Below are 16,545 nucleotides of genomic sequence, written 5' to 3' on the forward strand. Positions count from 1 at the left end.
GGCCGGGGCCGACCACGCCCGGCTCCGGGCGGTCAGGCTTGATCCCTCCGCCGGGCGCGGTCGACCCCGGCCCGTCGTGCTCATCCGCCGCGGACCGCGCGCGGTGGAACGTCCGCCCTCATCGGCTGGGGTACGCCGGCCGGTCGCGTAACGACTGATAGGAACTTCAAGGTGAGTGCTTTCACGGCGGTTGACGTCATTCGGACCAAGCGGGATGGCGGGGTGCTGTCGGACGGGCAGATCGACTGGGTGGTGGACGCGTACACCCGGGGGCTGGTCGCCGACGAGCAGATGTCGGCGCTGGCCATGGCGATCCTGCTGCGCGGCATGACCCCGGCGGAGATCGCCCGGTGGACGGCCGCGATGATCGCCAGCGGGGAGCGGCTGGACCTCTCCGCGGTGCGGCGCCCCACCGTCGACAAGCACTCCACCGGCGGCGTCGGTGACAAGATCACCCTTCCGCTCACCCCGCTGGTCGCGGCGTGCGGCGCGGCCGTGCCGCAGCTCAGCGGGCGCGGCCTCGGGCACACCGGCGGCACGCTGGACAAGCTGGAGTCGATCCCGGGCTGGCGGGCCGCGCTGAGCAACGACGAGTTCATCGCCCAGTTGCGCGACGTCGGCGCGGTGATCTGCGCGGCGGGCGATGGGCTCGCCCCGGCCGACCGCAAGCTGTACGCGCTGCGCGACGTCACCGGCACCGTCGAGGCGATCCCGCTGATCGCCAGCTCGATCATGAGCAAGAAGATCGCCGAGGGCACTGGCGCGCTGGTGCTCGACGTCAAGGTCGGCTCCGGCGCGTTCATGAAGTCGGTCGACGACGCGCGCGAGCTGGCCCGGACCATGGTGGAGCTGGGCGGCGCGCACGGGGTGCGGACCGTCGCCCTGCTCACCGACATGTCCACCCCGCTCGGCCTGGCCATCGGCAACGCGCTGGAGGTGACCGAGTCGGTCGAGGTGCTGGCCGGTGGCGGTCCCGCCGACGTGGTGGAGCTGACCCTGGCGCTGGCCCGGGAGATGCTCGACGCGGCCGGCCTGCCCGACGCCGACCCGGCGGCCGCGCTGCGCGACGGCCGGGCGATGGACGCCTGGCGGGCGATGATCCGCGCCCAGGGCGGCGACCCGGACGCACCGCTGCCGACCGCCAACGAGGTCGAGGTGGTCCGCGCGGACGCGGACGGCTTCGTCGCGGCGGTCGACGCGTACGCCATGGGGGTGGCCGCCTGGCGGCTCGGCGCCGGCCGGGCCCGCAAGGAGGACCCGGTCAGCGTGCCGGCCGGGGTGCTGCTGCACAAGCGCCCGGGTGACCGGGTGCGGGCCGGCGAGCCGCTCTACGAGCTGCGCGCCGAGCACGCCGGGCGGATCCCGGCGGCGCTGGCCGAGGCGGAGCGGGCGGTGGCCATCTCGCCGACCGCCCCGGCAGCGACTCCGCTGGTGCTCGAACGGATCGGCTGAGCGGGCGCGCCGGTCGGCATGGTGCTGGTTACCTGGGAGCGTTATTCTCCCAGGCCAGGGGGGAAGACCGGCGCTGAGCCGTCGCGAGCAGACAGGAATTTCGGCCGTGATCGTTGCTGCCCCCGACCCCCGAGAGGTGCGCGAAGCCAGCCTGGACGAGCTGTCCCGGCTGCGCCTGCCGCTGCCTCCGCCGCAGTTCCCGCTGGTCTGGGAGCCGGGCGACCAGATCGAGCTACGCCCGACGGCCGAGATCGAGGCGCGCATCGCGGTGCTGCACCTGATCCTGGCCCGCTGCTTCGGGATGCCGCCGCAGGCGGCGATGAGCTGGCTGCTCACCTCGCACCTGGTCGAGATGGTCACCCCGCCGGAGTGGCAGTTCGTCACCGGCGGTCGGGGTGACCACCGGTCCTTCGTGCTGCACCACGACGCGCTCTTCGCGCTGGCCTGGGTGCTCGGGCTGACCAAGCAGCTCGACCCGACAGTGCCGGTGGACGAGCGGCTGGTGGAGCGGATGCCGTACATCGCCGGTGGGGAGACCTTCGGGCAGTGGCGCTCGCGGATCCTGGCCGCGCCGCAGCACCCCGCCGACGCGGCGGCCCTGCTCGACCTGCACTACTGCCTGGACTGGGCGTACCTGGACGTGCAGCGGGCCGGCCGGAAACCGCCGGGACTGGTGGACGCCAACGCGATCGGGCAGCGGCGCTGGGCGCTGGAGTGGGCGGTGATCCTGCGCGGGCCCTACCACGACGAGCCCCCGGGCTGGGAAGAGGTCGACCTCTCCACCTGACCGGTCCGCCCGCCCGGGGCGGGTCGGGGCGGGGTCACCCTGGGATCGGACGCCAGGTGGTGAGCCGGACCGACACGGTCACCCGGACCGGCTCGGCCAGGGCGGTCACCCGGGCGGCGAGCCCGGCCGGGTCGGTGTGCCAGGCGCTCGGCCCCATGCCGACCAGCGTGGCCACCTCCGGGCCGGTCAGCGCCAGCTCCCGGCGCAGCGGAATCTCGCCGTCCGGGGTGAACCGGCCGCCGAGGCTCTCCGCGACCCGGTCCGCCTTGGCCGGGTCGACCCGGAGCAGGTCGAGCGCGCCGACCAGTTCGGCGAGGTGGTCGGCGGCCGGGGTGACCACCAGCAGTGCCCCGGCCGGGTCGAGGACCCGGTGGAACTCCGCGCCGTTGCGTGGCGCGAAGACGTTGAGCAGCACCGCGGTCGAGGCGTCGGCCAGCGGCAGCCGCTGCCAGGTGTCGGCGAGCGCCGCGGCGGCGCGCGGGTGGGTCCGGGCCGCCCGGCGCAGCGCCGGTTTCGAGACGTCCAGGGCCAGGCCGACGGCGTCCGGCAGCGCCGCCAGCACCGCGGCGAGGTAGCTGCCGGTGCCCGCCCCCGCGTCCACCACCAGGGGGTACGCCCCGGCGGCCGGCGCCGCCGCCGCGACCCGGGCCACCGCCTCGGTCGCCGCCCCGGCGAGGGCGGCGGCGATGACGTCGTAGTGCCCGGCGGCCAGGAAGTCGGCCCGGGCGGCCACCATCTCGGCGGTGTCCCCGGCGTGCGGGGCGCGCCCGGCGAGCAGGTTCACGTAGCCCTGGCGGGCGACGTCGAAGCTGTGCCGGCGCGGGCAGCGCAGCGCGCGGGTGGTGCCGGCGGTCGCCTCGGCCAGCGGTTGGCCGCAGACCGGACAGCGCAACCGGTCGACGATGCGGGCGTCCACTCAGGCGTCCAGGTAGGTCAGCACCGCGCGGACCCGGCGGTGGTCGTCGTCGCACTCGCGCAGGTCGAGCTTGGCGAAGATCGAGTTGATGTGCTTGCTGACCGCCTTCTCGGTGACCACCAGCCGCTGGGCGATCGCGCCGTTCGAACGCCCCTCGGCCATCAGCGCCAGCACCTCGTGCTCGCGCGGGGTGAGCCGGCGCAGCGGCTCCGCCCGGGCCGGCCGGGCCAGCAGCTGCGAGATCACCTCGGGGTCCATGGCCATCCCGCCACCGGCCACCCGGTGCACCGCGGCGACGAACTGCGCCACGTCGGCGACCCGGTCCTTGAGCAGGTAGCCCACCGCGCCGGCGCCGTCGGAGAGCAGCTCCCGGGCGTAGAGCTGCTCGACGTACTGGGACAGCACCAGCACCGGCAGGCCGGGCACCCGGGCCCGGGCGGCGAGCGCGGCGCGCAGCCCCTCGTCGGTGTGCGTGGGCGGCAGGCGTACGTCCACCACCGCCACGTCGGGGCGGTGCTCCAGCAGCGCGGCGAGCAGTTCGTCGCCGGTCTCCACGGCGGCCACCACCTCGTCGCCGTACGCGGTGAGCAGCCGGATCAGCCCGTCGCGCAGCAGCACGAGGTCTTCGGCGATCACGATGCGCACGGCAGCTCCACGTCGATCACGGTAGGCCCTCCGGACGGCGAGTCGATCCGGACCCGCCCGTCGAAGGCGGCGAGCCGCCGCCGGATCCCGGCCAGCCCGCTGCCCCGCTCCGGGTCGGCGCCGCCGCGCCCGTCGTCGGAGACGGTCAGCCGGACCCGGTCCTCGGTCCGCCACAGCCGCACCGCCACCCGGCCGGCCCCGCTGTGCCGGGCGGCGTTGGTGACCAGCTCGGCGGCGGTGAAGTAGAGCGCCGACTCCAGCGGTGGCGCCAGCCGGTCGGGCAGGTCGACGTCCAGGTCGACCGGGAGGGCGGCGCCGAGGGCGAGCGCGGCGAGGCCCCCGGCCAGCCCTCGGTCGGCGAGCACCGGCGGGTGGATGCCGCGGACCACGTCGCGCAGCTCGGCCAGCGCGGTGCCGGCGGCCGACCGGGCCTCGGTGACCAGCCCGCGCGCCGCCTCCGGGTCGCGGGCCAGCAGTTCCTCGGCCAGGCCCAGGTTCATCGCCATCGCCACCAGCCGCGCCTGGGCGCCGTCGTGCAGGTCCCGCTCGATCCGGCGCAGCTCGGCGGCCTGGGCGTCGACGGTCTGCGCGCGGGTGTCGGTCAGCTCCTCGACCCGCTCGGTCAGCGTCGCCCGGGCGGTCGGCCCGAGCAGCGCCCGGGTCAACCGCCCCTCCAGGTGCAGCAACCCCCGGGGCAGCCAGTACGCGCCGACCGCCACCAGCAGCCCGGCCACGGTGGCCAGCCCGGCGTTGCCGGGGGAGTCGATCGGGAGGCCGAGGTAGTTGCCGATCGCGCTCGGCCGTACCGCGTGGATCAGCGGCATGGCCAGGCCCTGCGCGGCGCCGAGCCAGATCGCGACGGCGAACAGCGCGGCCGAGGGGGCGTAGGCGAAGTGGACGAACTGGAACGCGAGGTCCCGGTAGGTGGCCGGGTCGCCGGCCATGGCCATCAGCCGGGCGGTCAACCCACCGCGCACCGGCTGGTACGGGGACCGCACCGGCGGCCCGGGCACCCGCCGGCGCTGCCGGTCGAGCAGCGCCCGGGTGCCGCCGAGGGCGCGGTCCAGCAACGGCAGGCCGACGCCGATCAGGCCGAGGGCGGCGGCGGTCAGCGTGGCCATCGCGAGCGCCACGCCCGCGACGGCCATGCCCAGCCCGACGGCCAGCTGGCCCAGCTCCCGCACCGCCCGCCGCGCCCAGCTCATCGGACCATTGTTCCAGCCGTCGCGGCGGTGGCCGGCCGCTCGGCAGCGGGTGTGCGTACCGGGCGGGGGCGGGCCGGCCAGAACGTGGCCCGCCCGGCGAGTGCGGCCAGCGCCGGCACCAGCAGCCAGGAGAGCCCGAACGTGGCGATCAGGATGCCCACCGCGACGGCGAGACCGACCTGCGCCAGCACCGGGGACGCCACGAGCACCCCGAAGCTGCCGGCCAGGATGACACCGGCCGCGGCCACCGCCGGGCCGGCGCGGCGTACCGCCTCCCGCGCGGCCTGGCGGGGGGACCGTCCCGCGCGCAGCTCCTCGCGGAGCCGGGCGATCATCAGGATGTTGTAGTCGGTCCCGATCGCGGTGACGAAGAGGAACACGACCAGCGGCAACTGGAAGTTCAGCCCGGGCTGACCCCCGACGACCTGGAACGCCAGCACGCTCGTGCCGAGGGTGGCGGCGAAGCCGAGGGCGACGGCGGCGAGCAACCCCAGCGCGGCGAGCAGGCCGCGCAGCATCAGCAGCAGGAGCAGCCCGATCAGGCCGGCGGCCACCGGGAAGACCAGCCGGAGGTCCCGGTCGAGCACGCTGCGGACGTCGGCGAAGGTGGCGGTCTCACCGCCGACGTACGCCCGGGTGCCCGGCGGCGCGGCGGCGCGCGCGGCCGGTCGCAGTTGCGCCGCCACCCCGTCGATCGCCCGCTGCGAGTACGGCGGCTCGGCGAGCAGCAGCCGCACCCGGGCCACGTCCCGCTCGACCTCCACCCCGGCCGGGGCCGCCACGACGGGCACCTCGGCGAGCCGGTCGGCGAACCGCTGGGCGGCGGCCGCGTCCACCCCGGCGCCGGTCAGGTAGACCACGGTCGGGGTGAGCGTCCCGGCCGGGAAGCCCGAGCGGAGCGTCGCCAGGGCGCGGGCCGACTCGGAGCCCGGCGGCAGCACGTCGACGTCGTAGCTCGGCCGGTGGAGCAGCGCGCCGAGGCCGAGCAGCACCAGCGCGGTGACCGTGGCCAGCACGACCCGGCCCGGCCGGCGGGCGACCAGCCGCCCGGCCCGGTCGGGCAGCCCGGCCGCCCCGGCACGCTCCACCGCCGGCGCTGCGCTGGTGGCCGGCGCTGAGATGGTGGGCGGTGCTGGGGCGGTGGGCGGTGCTGGGGCGGTGGGCGGTGCTGGGGCGGTGGGCGGTGCGAGCAGCTTGGCCGGCCAGTAGGCCCGCCGGCCGAGCAGCGAGTAGACAGCGGGGAAGAGGGTCAGCGCGGCCGCCACCATGAGCAGCACGGCGACCGCCAGGGCCGGGCCGAGCACCCGGAACGAGGCGAGCCGGGAGAGCACCAGGGCGCCGAACGCCACCGCCACGACCAGCGCGGAAACGGTGATCGCCCCGCCGATCCGGCCGACCGCGTGCACCATCGCGGCCCGCCGGTCGTCGCCGGTCCGCAGCCGTTCCCGGTAGCGGAAGAGCAGGAAGACCGCGTAGTCGGTGCCGATGCCGAGCAGCACGACCGGGAGCAGGCCGGTGGTGGAGGCGTCCAGGGCGTACCCGAAGACCTTCCCGCCCAGCGCGAGCAGGGCGGTGGCGGCCTGGGCGACCAGCAGCACCAGGAACAGGTTCAGCAGCGCGATGGCCGGGCTGCGGAAGATGACCAGCAGCAGGAGCAGGATCACCAGCATCATGCCGCCGTTGACGATCAGGTCGAGCAGGAAGGCGTCGGCCGCCCCGGCGGCCTCGCCGGTCCAGCCGGCGACCAGTCCGGTGCCGGCCAGCGCGGCGTCCGTGGCCTGCCGCAGCCGCTCGACCGCCTGGATGGTCGCCTCCGCGTCCGGGTCGCCGGGGAAGCGGGCGCCGGCCAGTCGTACCCGGCCGTCGGGTGCGAGCGGGCCGGCGGTCACCGCGCTGACGCCGGCCACCCGCAGCTCCCGCGGCAGCCGGTCGATCCGGGCGTTGTCCGCGGCGGTCAGCGGTGCCCGGTCGGTGCGGCGGACGACCAGCACCGCGCTGCTGCCCGCCGGCGCGGGGAAGACCCGCGCCTCGATCCGGGCGGCCTGCGCCGACTCGTACCGGTCGGGCAGGAAGTCGGCCTGGGTGCTGCCGCCCCGCGGTCCGTCGAGCCCGTAGACGGCGAAGGTGGCGGCGCTGAGCGCCGCGATGGCGAGCAGCCAGCCCGCGATCACCCGCCCGGGGCGCCGGACCACCGCCGTGGCCAATGTCGTGAACACCTGCACACTCCCCGCGTCGGCTGTTGGGTTCCACTGCCGACGCTAGGCAGCAGGACGGGCCGGTTCGATGGTGTGCGCATGCCGGTCCGGTGGTGGTGCACGCACCACCACCGGCTCAGCCGCGTGGCCGGTCGAGGCTGGTCAGGTGGTCGACGACGCGGTGGGTGAGCGCGTCCAACGCGGCGATCTCGTCGGGGGTCAGCAGATCCACCAGGTGCCGCCGGACGGCCGCCACGTGGCCGGGCGCGGCGGCCTCGATCGCCCGCCGGCCCTCGGCGGTGAGGACGACGACCGCCCCCCGCCCGTCCGTCGCGCACTCCTCGCGGGTGACCAGGCCGCGCTGCTGCATCCGGGACAGGTGGTGGGAGAGCCGGCTGCGCGACCAGAGCATCCGGTCGGCCAGCTCGCTGAGCCGCAAGCGCTGGTCGGGCGTCTCGGAGAGGTCGGAGAGGACGTCATAGTCGGGCTCGGAGAGCCCCGCGTCGCGCATCAGCTCGCGGGCCAGTTCGAGGGTGAGCAGGCGGCGCATCCGGTTGTAGCCCCGCCAGGCGCGCTGTTCCTGCTCGGTGAGCCAGCGTGGTTGCTCCATGCGGCAATGGTAGCCATCTGGTTGACATGTCATCAACAAGCTCCTAGGGTGTATGACATGTCAACCAAACTTCCGGGGCGACTGGTCCGGCTCTTCGCCGGTCTCGCGCTCTTCGGCGTCAGCGTGGCCCTGATGGTCCGGGCCGACCTCGGCCTCGCGTCGTGGGACGTGCTGCACCAGGGCCTGGCCGAGCGGACCGGGCTGCCGCTCGGCCAGGTGGTCAACCTGGTCGCGGTCGCCGTGCTGCTGCTCTGGATCCCGCTGCGGCAGCGTCCCGGCTTCGGCACGGTGGCGAACGCGGTGGTGGTGGGCGTGACCGCCGACGTCGTGCTCGCCGTCCTGCCGCCGGTCGGGCCGGTCGTCGCCCGCTCGGGCCTGCTGGTCGCCGGCATCCTGCTCAACGCGCTGGCCACCGCCCTCTACCTCGGTGCCCGCCTCGGGCCCGGGCCGCGCGACGGCCTGATGACCGGGCTGGCCGCCCGGGGCCTGCCGATCGGCCGGGTGCGCACCGCCATCGAACTGGGCGTGCTCGCCCTCGGCTGGGCGCTCGGCGGCACCGTCGGGCCCGGCACCCTGCTCTACGCGGTCAGCATCGGCCCGCTCGCGCAGAACCTCATCCCGAAGTTCACCGTCCCGGCCGCCGGCCGGCCCGTCCCCACTGGAGTGACCCCGCCATGCCCCGCCTGAACGTCATCGTCGCCAGCACCCGGCCCGGCCGGGTGGGCCGCCGGATCGGCGACTGGTTCACCGAGCTCGCCACCCGCCACGGCGCCTTCGACGAGGTGCGCCTGGTCGACCTCGCCGAGATCGCCCTTCCCTTCCACGACGAGCCGCACCACCCGTCCGAGGGGCGCTACCTGCACCAGCACACCCGCGAGTGGAGCGCCACCGTCGACGCCGGCGACGCCTTCGTCTTCGTCATGCCGGAGTACAACTACGGCTTCAGCGCTCCGTTGAAGAACGCCATCGACTACCTCTACACCGAGTGGCAGTACAAGCCGGTCGGCTTCGTCAGCTACGGCATGACCTCCGGCGGCCTGCGCGCGGTCCAGATGATCAAGCAGGTGGTGACCACGCTCAAGATGGTGCCGGCGAACGAGGCGGTCGTCGTGTTCCTGCGGGAGGCGCTGGACGAGACCGGCGCGCTCGTGCCGGACGCCGGGCGGGACGCCGCCGCCGAGGTCATGCTCGCCGAGGTGGCCCGGCTGGCCGACGCCCTGGCGCCGCTGCGGGTGCCCGCGTGAGCGCCCGGCTCTGGGAGCTGTTCGGGCGGCGCGGCCGGGGCGTCCTGGTCACCCTGCGCCGGGACGGCCGACCCCAGCTCTCCAACGTGGACTACCTCGCCGAACCCGGCCTGATCCGATCTTCGACCACCGCCGGCCGGGCCAAGGTGCGCAACCTGCTGCGCGATCCGCGGGCCAGCTTCCACGTCACCACCGCCGACGGCGGGGCGTACGCCGTGGCCGAGGGGACGGTCACCTTCAGCCCACCGGCCGCCGCCGAGGACGACGCCACCGTCGAGGAACTGGTCGAGGTCTACCGGGAGATCCGTGGCGAGCACCCGGACTGGGCCGACTACCGCGCGGCGATGGTCGCCGACGGCCGCCTGGTGCTCCGGCTCACGGTCGACCGGGTCTACGGCTGGCGTCCGTGAGGGCCGGTCGGCTCGGCGGCCGGCCCGCCGCCGACTAGGGTCTGAGCATGGTCGCAACGATCCGCTACGAGGACATCGTCAAGGTTCCCAAGGCGCTGCTGCACGACCACCTCGACGGCGGCCTGCGTCCGGCGACGGTCGTCGAGCTGGCCGCCGAGGTCGGCCACGAGCTGCCCACCACCGATCCGGCGGCGCTCGGCCGCTGGTTCGTCGAGGCGGCCGACTCGGGCTCGCTGGAGCGCTACCTGGAGACGTTCGCGCACACCGTCGCCGTGATGCAGACCGCCCCGGCGCTGCGCCGGGTGGCCCGGGAGTGCGCGCTCGACCTGGCGGCCGACGGGGTGGTCTACGCCGAGGTGCGGTTCGCCCCGGAGCAGCACCTGGAGCGGGACCTGACCCTGGACGAGGTGGTCGAGGCGGTGCTGGCCGGCTTCGCCGAGGGCAGCGCGCTGGCCGCCGAGGCGGGCACCCCGATCCGGGTCGGCACGCTGCTCACCGCGATGCGGCACGCCGCCCGCTCGCAGGAGATCGCCGAGCTCTCCGTGCGGCACCGGGACGCCGGGGTGGTCGGCTTCGACATCGCCGGCGCCGAGGCGGGCTTCCCGCCCACCCGGCACCTGGACGCCTTCGAGTACCTCCAGCGGGAGAACTTCCACTTCACCATCCATGCCGGGGAGGCGTTCGGGCTGCCGTCGATCTGGCAGGCGATCCAGTGGTGCGGTGCGGACCGGCTCGGCCACGGGGTGCGGATCGTGGACGACATCACCCCGGGGCCGGAGCCCACGCTAGGCCGGCTGGCCGCGTACGTGCGGGACAAGCGGATCCCGCTGGAGCTGTGCCCGTCCTCGAACGTGCAGACCGGGGCCGCCCCGTCGATCGCCGAGCACCCCATCGGGCTGCTGCGGGACCTGCGCTTCCGGGTCACCGTGAACACCGACAACCGGCTGATGAGCGGCACCTCGATGTCCCGCGAGATGGCCCTGCTGGTGGAGGCGTTCGGCTACGGCTGGCGCGAACTGCAGTGGTTCACCATCAACGCGATGAAGAGCGCGTTCATCCCGTTCGACCAGCGGCTGCGGATCATCGACGAGGTGATCAAGCCGGCGTACGCCAAGCTGCTGCCCTGATCACCGGCGGTGCGGGTGGCCGGCGAGCAGGCCGGCCACCCCGCGCAGCACCTGGCGGGCCCGGGCCGCCTCGGCCCCCAGGCCGGTCTGCCGGCGCAGCACCGCCGGCTCGGCCCGCAGCAGCGCCACCCCGCGCCGGATCAGCACCCGCGGGGCCTTGCGCTGCTCGGCGAGGTCGCGGGCCAGCCGCCGGACGAAGGTCGCGCCGCGCGGGCGCCGCAGGGCGTACGCCCCGGCGAGCAGCCCCCGCCGGCGGCACTCCTCGACGATGTCGGCGGCGAAAATCCCTTCGGCGATGAAAAGTGGCGAACCGGCCACATCAAATGACCGGGTGGCCACCCGTCGATCCGCCTCGATGGCATAGACCGGTACCTCGGCCCGGCCCTCCCGGGCCAGCCGGGAAATGGCCTCCACGGCGGCCTCGGCGTCCCACGACAGCGGGGACTCCCAGTCCACCTGGCCGTTTCGTCGCGGCAACGTAGGGTCATCACCGTCCTTGTAGAAGTCGTCCAGGCACAGCACCGGAAGCCCGGTTCGCTGTGCTATGTACGACTTTCCGGACCCGGAGGGGCCCGCGAGCAGCACGACGCGGTGGGGGTGATCCATTACCTTCAGTGACTCCGGCCAGACGGATTGCTATCAAATCGCATCAACATCTCATCACACCGTCGGCGACGGCCAACCTGGGCTTTCTCTTTGCCGGGCGGCGTGATGGAATCTCGGATGGTCCGACCCGCCGGGTCGGCCGCTGGGCGTTGCCCAAGGGCAACGCGGACGCTGAATCGCGAGGGCGGTGACGTGAGCAAACGGCCAAAGACGGCGGGCTCCTTCCTGTCGCGGCTGCGCCGGCCGGCCGGTCGGCTCCGCGACATGCCGATCTGGTCCAAGCTCGGTCTCATCATGATCGTGCCGACCATCGCCACTGTCGTCGTGGGTACCAGTGGTCTCGTCGACCACCTGCAGACGCTCAACAACGCCAACCGGGCCGGCGAGCTGGCCAGCCTGGTCGGCTACTCGGGAGAGCTGGTCGACACCCTCCAGGACGAGCGGACGGCCGCGCTGCGGCTGCTCGGCGCGCCGCCGGCCCAGGCCGACCCGTTCAAGGACGCGTACAACCAGGCGAACGGCCGGGTGGACCAGGCCCGCGCGCCCTACTCCTCGCAGCGCAGCGAGCTCGACGACCTGCCGGCGAGCCTCGAGGACGACCTCGACGTGATCGACCAGGACCTCAAGGACCTGCCGGCCACCCGTAGCCAGGTGCTCAACGGCAAGTACGGTCTCGTCCCGGCCGTGCAGCAGTACGACGGGATCATCAACCGGCTGTTGGCCGTCCGCGACTCGGCCACCCAGCTCGCCGGCGACAACAACCTCAGCGACCGGATGCGTGCCGCCACCGCCGTCGCCCGCAACAAGGAGTTCCTCTCCCAGCAGCGGAACGTCGTGCACCGGATGCTGCGGGACAGCAAGATCACCGCCACCCTGCGCACCGACTACATCGCCACCGACACGGCGCAGTTGCAGGCCAAGCAGAACTTCGCCGTGGTCGCCAGCCAGGAGGAGGCCGACTTCTACAACCGGACCGTGGCCGGTCCGGACCTGCGCGAGGCGAACACGTACAACTCCTGGCTGCGTAACACCAACACCGAGGACACCCTGAGCGGCGCGCCGTTCGACGCCAACCAGTGGGACGCGGCGATCGTGGCCAACGCCGACCTGATCCGCACGGTGGAGTCGAAGTTCGACCGCGACGTGGTCGTCCTGGCCGACGACCTCCGCTCGGACGTGCAGCGTCAGGTCTTCCTCGAGTCCGGCCTGCTGCTGAGCATGCTGCTGCTGGCCATCCTCTTCGCCTACCTGGTCGCCCGCTCGATGGCCCGCTCGCTGCGCGACCTGCGCCAGGGCGCCCTCTCGGTCGCCCAGTACGGCCTGCCCCAGGCGGTGGCCCGGCTGCGCGACCCGCAGGTCACCGGGCAGCTCACCCCGACCCAGCTGGCCAACCAGATCGCCGAGCCGCTGCCGGTGCGCAGCAAGGACGAGTTCGGCCAGGTGACCGAGGCGTTCAACGCCGTCCACCTGGAGGCCGTCCGGACCGCCGCCGAGCAGGCCGCGCTGCGCGCCTCCGTCGCGACGATGTTCGTCAACCTGGCCCGCCGGTCGCAGATCCTGGTCGACCGGCTGATCGGTCACCTCGACCGGCTGGAGCGCGGCGAGGAGGACCCGGACCGGCTGGCCGAGCTGTTCCAGCTGGACCACCTGGCCACCCGGATGCGCCGTAACGACGAGAACCTGCTGGTCCTCGCCGGCGCCGACTCGACCCGTGTGCAGCGGGAACCGGCCGCGCTGATCGACGTGCTCCGGGCCGCGCAGTCCGAGGTCGAGCACTACACCCGGATCGAGTTCGGGGTCATCGACCGGGACATCGAGGTCGCCGCGCACGCGGTCAACGACCTGGTCCACCTGGTCGCCGAGCTGTTCGACAACGCCACCGCGTTCTCGCCGCCGGATTCGCAGGTGCTGATCGAGGCCCGCCGGGTCGGCGACCGCGCCTCGCTCTACGTCGAGGACCGCGGCATCGGCATCAGCCCCGACCAGCTGCACGAGCTCAACGAGCGGCTCGCCACGCCGCCGCAGGTGGACGTGGCCGTCTCCCGGATGATGGGTCTGGTCGTGGTCGCCCGCCTGGCGTCCCGGCACGGCGTGAAGGTCGAGCTGCGTCCCGGCGCCGACCGGGGCACCGTCGCCGACGTCACGCTGCCGCCGTCGGTGCTGGTGCCCCGGGCGCTCGCCGGCCGGGCCCAGCCGGCCCCGGCGCTGCCCGCCGGCAACGCCCCGTCGTCCGGCCCGGCGCCCGCCTTCGGCGCGCTGCCGGCCCTCGGCAACCTGCCCAACAGCCCGCGCCCGAGCGGCTCCGGCAACCAGGTCACCCTGGGCGGCCGCCCGTTCGAGCCGGCGCCGCCCCGCAACGGCACCGGCGGCCCGACCCCGGCCGGCGCCGGCCGGGGCATGCCGGCCTGGTCGGATCTCACCGGCGCGACCGCGGCCAACAGCGGCGGCGACGCGTTCACCCCGCGCACGTCCAACGGCCAGCCGATCGACCCGCTGCCGCAGCGCCGGTCGGCCGACGGCGACCCGGCCGGCACCGGCCAGCAGCCCGGCATCCCGCGGCAGCTGCCGAGCAGCCCGGAGGCGCAGCCGTACTTCCCGCCGCCGGTGTCGGCTCCGCCGGTGCCGCCGCACTCGGCGCCGCCGTACTCCGGGCCGCCGGTCTCCTCCCCGCCGGTCTCCGGGATGCCGGTCTCGTCGTCCCCGGTCTCCGGGATGCCGGTCTCCGCGTCGCCGGTGTCGGGCATGCCGGTCTCCGGCCAGCCGATCTCGTCGCCGCCCGGTGGCCCGCTGCCGCAGCGCCCGGTGACGCCGCCGCACACCTCGGCGCCGCCGGCCTGGCCGCCGGTCGCCGGGGCGGACCCGGCCACCCCGCCGGTGCCCGAGCGGCTGGCCGCCGCGCTGGACATGACCACCGAGCTGCCGCGGATGCCGCGTACGGACCAGCCGGCCGCGCCGACCCCGAACCCGGCGGCGCCCGCTAACCCGGCCCCGGCGGCCCGCCCGGCCCCCACGCCGGCCGCTCCGCCCGCACCGGCCCGGCCGACGACGCCGCAGCCGCAGAACCGGCAGCGGTACGCGGACGAGACGATGGAGCTGCCGATCTTCCGGGAGCTCGAGTCCGCCTGGTTCCGTACCCGGCGACCGGGGCCGGAGGAGGCGGCCGGCACCCGCCAGCCGGCGAGCAACGGCTCCGCCGCGACCCAGCAGTTCAGCAAGGTCGACGCGGCGGGTCGCGCCGTGCAGCAGACACCACCCGCAACGACAGGTAACGCACCGATGGCACAGACACCGACGGCCGGAGGAGCGCCGCGCGAGAACGGGGCCACATCGAACGGCGGTCCCCGCCCCGCGTCCGCCGAGAGCCTGCCCAACCGTCGCCCGCAGCCCAGCGAGGGCAACGGCTGGGCGACCGCGGCCGACGAGGGCTGGCGGGCGGCGTCGGCCGCCAGCGCGGTGCCGGTGGCGGCCACCACGCCCACGGGTCTGCCGAAGCGCACCCCGATGGCGCAGCTGGTGCCCGGCGCGGTGGAGAAGCCGACCACCTCGGTGCAGCGGCGGACGCCGGAGTCCGTACGCGGTCTGCTCTCCGCCTACCACCGCGGCGTCCAGCGAGGGCGTAGCAACCCGTCCGACAGCAACCCGACCAGCCCGGAGGCGACTCCGGGAGGGCAGCAATCCTCGCAGTCTGGCTCAGGCCCGGTGGCCGGGAGCGGGCAGAAGGAGCAAGAAGGATGACTACTACGCAGGATCTCGGTTGGCTGCTGGCCAACTTCGCCGATCGGGTTCCCGGTGTCGCGCACGCGGTCGCCGTCTCCGCGGACGGCCTGCTCCTCGCTGCGTCACGGGATCTCCCGCGTGACCGGGCCGACCAGCTGGCCGCCATCGCGTCCGGCCTGGTCAGCCTGACCCAGGGTGCGGCCCGCTGCTTCGAGGGAGGCGCGGTGCTGCAGACGGTGGTGGAGATGGACAATGGCTTCCTGTTCCTGATGTCCATCTCCGACGGCTCGTCGTTCGCCGTGCTCGCCGCCCGCAGCTGTGACGTCGGGCAGGTCGGTTACGAGATGGCGTTGCTGGTCGACCGGGTGGGCGACGCGTTGACCCCGCAGCCGCGCGCGGCCGCGGGCATGTTGGGCTGACGTCCTGCTGACCCCGAGGTCGGCGGCGCAGCAACGACGAGAGAGACGGGCTCCAACGGATGGAGCCGGTGCCGGGTACGAAGGAGGTGAGCGGCGACATGGTCGATCGTGACGAACCGACCGGAGCATTGGTCCGTCCGTACGCCGTGACCCGTGGTCGTACCCGCCCCCGACTCGACATCGCGCTGGAGGCGCTCGTCGAGACGACGGTGCGCGGCCGGGCCACTGCCAACGGCAGTGGCGGGCAGGGCCGCGAGCACCAGTACATCGCCGCGCTGTGTGACGGACGCGTGCAGTCGCTAGCCGAGATCGCGGCGCGAATGCAGCTCCCGCTCGGTGTGGCCCGGGTGCTCATCGCCGACATGGCGACGGACGGCCTGGTCGCGGTCCACGAGCCGACCATCCTGGACGACTCGGACGACGCGGTGGGCACTGAACTGCTGGAGAGGGTGCTGAGTGGACTTCGCAGGCTCTGACATGTCGCACCGGCCGCCGACCCCGAGCGGGCGCGTGACGTCGGCGAAGATCGTTATCGCCGGTGGCTTCGGCGTCGGCAAGACGACGCTGGTCGGCTCGGTCTCGGAGATCACGCCGCTGACCACCGAGGCCATCATGACCTCCGCCGGCGTGGGCGTCGACGACAACCGGCAGGTGCCGGGCAAGACGACGACCACGGTGGCGATGGACTTCGGCCGTATCTCGATCGACCGTGACCTGATCCTGTACCTGTTCGGTACGCCGGGTCAGACCCGCTTCTGGTTCATGTGGGACGAACTGGTGCGCGGGGCGATCGGCGCGGTCGTGCTGGTGGACACCCGCCGACTGGCCGACTGCTTCGCGGCGATCGACTTCTTCGAGCACCGGCGGCTGCCGTACCTGGTGGCCATCAACTGCTTCGACGGGATGCAGTACCACGACCCGCAGGACGTCCGGGACGCGCTGGCGATCTCGAACGACGTGCCGGTGGTGGCCTGCGACGCCCGTAACCGGGAGTCGACGAAGCACGTGCTGATCTCGCTGGTCGAGTACGTGCTCACCATGCGCCGCTCGCGCGCGGTCGCGCCGGCCTGATCGTCCCGCCCAGCGCCCGGTGGCTCTTCCGCCAGCGGGCGCTGCGTGCTGCCCGGGGTCCGGCGCCGTCGCCGTCCAGCGCCCGACCGCCACGCCGCCGTCGGGCACGCTCTGCCGTCCGGGTCGGGGGCGGGCGTACCC

The 16,545-nt window shown here is 74.5% G+C and carries 16 protein-coding genes; 10 read left to right on the forward strand and 6 right to left on the reverse strand.

Annotation, left to right across the window (positions count from 1 at the left end; all coding sequences use genetic code 11):
* Window positions 1–171: 171 nt before the first annotated feature.
* Entirely contained in the window at window positions 172–1,452 is a 1,281-nt protein-coding gene (locus tag SM577_RS14530; RefSeq protein ID WP_474587098.1) for a thymidine phosphorylase, read from the forward strand.
* 106 nt (window positions 1,453–1,558) lie between these two features.
* Window positions 1,559–2,239: a DUF4272 domain-containing protein gene (locus SM577_RS14535; RefSeq protein WP_302918308.1), complete on the forward strand. Its 681-nt coding sequence runs from the start codon at window positions 1,559–1,561 to the stop codon at window positions 2,237–2,239.
* Window positions 2,240–2,273: 34 nt separating this feature from the next.
* Here the strand turns inward: SM577_RS14535 and SM577_RS14540 are convergent, their stop codons facing one another.
* The 5 genes from SM577_RS14540 to SM577_RS14560 form a co-directional block, all read right to left on the reverse strand.
* Window positions 2,274–3,155 (reverse strand): putative RNA methyltransferase, encoded by an 882-nt coding sequence (locus tag SM577_RS14540; RefSeq protein ID WP_474587099.1) that lies wholly within the window; start codon window positions 3,153–3,155, stop codon window positions 2,274–2,276.
* Window positions 3,156–3,800, reverse strand: coding sequence for a response regulator (locus tag SM577_RS14545; RefSeq protein WP_109901355.1), 645 nt, complete (start codon window positions 3,798–3,800; stop codon window positions 3,156–3,158).
* Window positions 3,788–5,005 carry a sensor histidine kinase gene (locus SM577_RS14550; protein WP_302918306.1) on the reverse strand — a complete coding sequence of 406 codons (1,218 nt, stop codon included), beginning with the start codon at window positions 5,003–5,005 and terminating at the stop codon, window positions 3,788–3,790. Before SM577_RS14550 ends, SM577_RS14545 begins: the two co-directional genes overlap by 13 nt.
* Window positions 5,002–7,221, reverse strand: a complete 2,220-nt coding sequence (locus SM577_RS14555; RefSeq protein ID WP_474587100.1) for an MMPL family transporter — start codon at window positions 7,219–7,221, stop codon at window positions 5,002–5,004. The genes SM577_RS14550 and SM577_RS14555 overlap by 4 nt, the downstream gene beginning before the upstream one ends.
* 115 nt (window positions 7,222–7,336) lie before the next feature.
* Entirely contained in the window at window positions 7,337–7,810 is a 474-nt protein-coding gene (locus SM577_RS14560) for a MarR family winged helix-turn-helix transcriptional regulator (protein WP_302918304.1), read from the reverse strand.
* Window positions 7,811–7,867: 57 nt separating this feature from the next.
* Here SM577_RS14560 and yczE point away from each other — a divergent pair, with 57 nt between their 5' ends.
* The 4 genes from yczE to SM577_RS14580 are packed head-to-tail and all read left to right on the forward strand — an operon-like array spanning window position 7,868 to window position 10,591.
* Window positions 7,868–8,497 carry a membrane protein YczE gene (yczE, locus tag SM577_RS14565; protein WP_474581136.1) on the forward strand — a complete coding sequence of 210 codons (630 nt, stop codon included), beginning with the start codon at window positions 7,868–7,870 and terminating at the stop codon, window positions 8,495–8,497.
* Window positions 8,485–9,054: an NADPH-dependent FMN reductase gene (locus tag SM577_RS14570; protein ID WP_302918302.1), complete on the forward strand. Its 570-nt coding sequence runs from the start codon at window positions 8,485–8,487 to the stop codon at window positions 9,052–9,054. Before yczE ends, SM577_RS14570 begins: the two co-directional genes overlap by 13 nt.
* Window positions 9,051–9,464 (forward strand): PPOX class F420-dependent oxidoreductase, encoded by a 414-nt coding sequence (locus SM577_RS14575; protein ID WP_474581135.1) that lies wholly within the window; start codon window positions 9,051–9,053, stop codon window positions 9,462–9,464. Before SM577_RS14570 ends, SM577_RS14575 begins: the two co-directional genes overlap by 4 nt.
* 47 nt (window positions 9,465–9,511) lie before the next feature.
* Window positions 9,512–10,591 (forward strand): adenosine deaminase, encoded by a 1,080-nt coding sequence (locus SM577_RS14580; RefSeq protein WP_474587101.1) that lies wholly within the window; start codon window positions 9,512–9,514, stop codon window positions 10,589–10,591.
* On the opposite strand, the gene SM577_RS14585 is transcribed toward SM577_RS14580, so the two are convergent.
* Window positions 10,592–11,047, reverse strand: coding sequence for an ATP-binding protein (locus SM577_RS14585; protein ID WP_302918299.1), 456 nt, complete (start codon window positions 11,045–11,047; stop codon window positions 10,592–10,594). It lies immediately after the preceding gene.
* A gap of 342 nt (window positions 11,048–11,389) precedes the next feature.
* Between SM577_RS14585 and SM577_RS14590 the strand changes: the two genes are divergently transcribed.
* The 4 genes from SM577_RS14590 to SM577_RS14605 all read left to right on the forward strand — a co-directional run bounded on the left by SM577_RS14590 (window position 11,390) and on the right by SM577_RS14605 (window position 16,404).
* Window positions 11,390–14,932 (forward strand): sensor histidine kinase, encoded by a 3,543-nt coding sequence (locus SM577_RS14590; protein WP_474587102.1) that lies wholly within the window; start codon window positions 11,390–11,392, stop codon window positions 14,930–14,932.
* Complete coding sequence (locus SM577_RS14595; protein WP_109901346.1) at window positions 14,929–15,333, forward strand: roadblock/LC7 domain-containing protein; 405 nt, start codon at window positions 14,929–14,931, stop codon at window positions 15,331–15,333. Before SM577_RS14590 ends, SM577_RS14595 begins: the two co-directional genes overlap by 4 nt.
* Window positions 15,334–15,431: 98 nt before the next feature.
* Window positions 15,432–15,809 (forward strand): DUF742 domain-containing protein, encoded by a 378-nt coding sequence (locus tag SM577_RS14600; RefSeq protein WP_302918732.1) that lies wholly within the window; start codon window positions 15,432–15,434, stop codon window positions 15,807–15,809.
* 1 nt (window position 15,810) lies between these two features.
* Window positions 15,811–16,404, forward strand: coding sequence for a GTP-binding protein (locus tag SM577_RS14605; protein ID WP_302918297.1), 594 nt, complete (start codon window positions 15,811–15,813; stop codon window positions 16,402–16,404).
* The last annotated feature ends 141 nt before the right edge of the window (window positions 16,405–16,545 follow it).

It is taken from the genome of Micromonospora desertarenae, assembly GCF_056150265.1.

Bases quoted from the DNA above. Each gene is read 5' to 3' on its own strand.
- SM577_RS14570 (WP_302918302.1), top strand. From the start codon at position 8,485: ATGCCCCGCCTGAACGTCATCGTCGCCAGCACCCGGCCCGGCCGGGTG.
- SM577_RS14600 (WP_302918732.1), top strand. From the start codon at position 15,432: ATGGTCGATCGTGACGAACCGACCGGAGCATTGGTCCGTCCGTACGCC.
- yczE (WP_474581136.1), top strand. From the start codon at position 7,868: ATGTCAACCAAACTTCCGGGGCGACTGGTCCGGCTCTTCGCCGGTCTC.
- SM577_RS14550 (WP_302918306.1), bottom strand. From the start codon at position 5,005: ATGAGCTGGGCGCGGCGGGCGGTGCGGGAGCTGGGCCAGCTGGCCGTC.
- SM577_RS14560 (WP_302918304.1), bottom strand. From the start codon at position 7,810: ATGGAGCAACCACGCTGGCTCACCGAGCAGGAACAGCGCGCCTGGCGG.
- SM577_RS14605 (WP_302918297.1), top strand. From the start codon at position 15,811: ATGTCGCACCGGCCGCCGACCCCGAGCGGGCGCGTGACGTCGGCGAAG.
- SM577_RS14580 (WP_474587101.1), top strand. From the start codon at position 9,512: ATGGTCGCAACGATCCGCTACGAGGACATCGTCAAGGTTCCCAAGGCG.
- SM577_RS14595 (WP_109901346.1), top strand. From the start codon at position 14,929: ATGACTACTACGCAGGATCTCGGTTGGCTGCTGGCCAACTTCGCCGAT.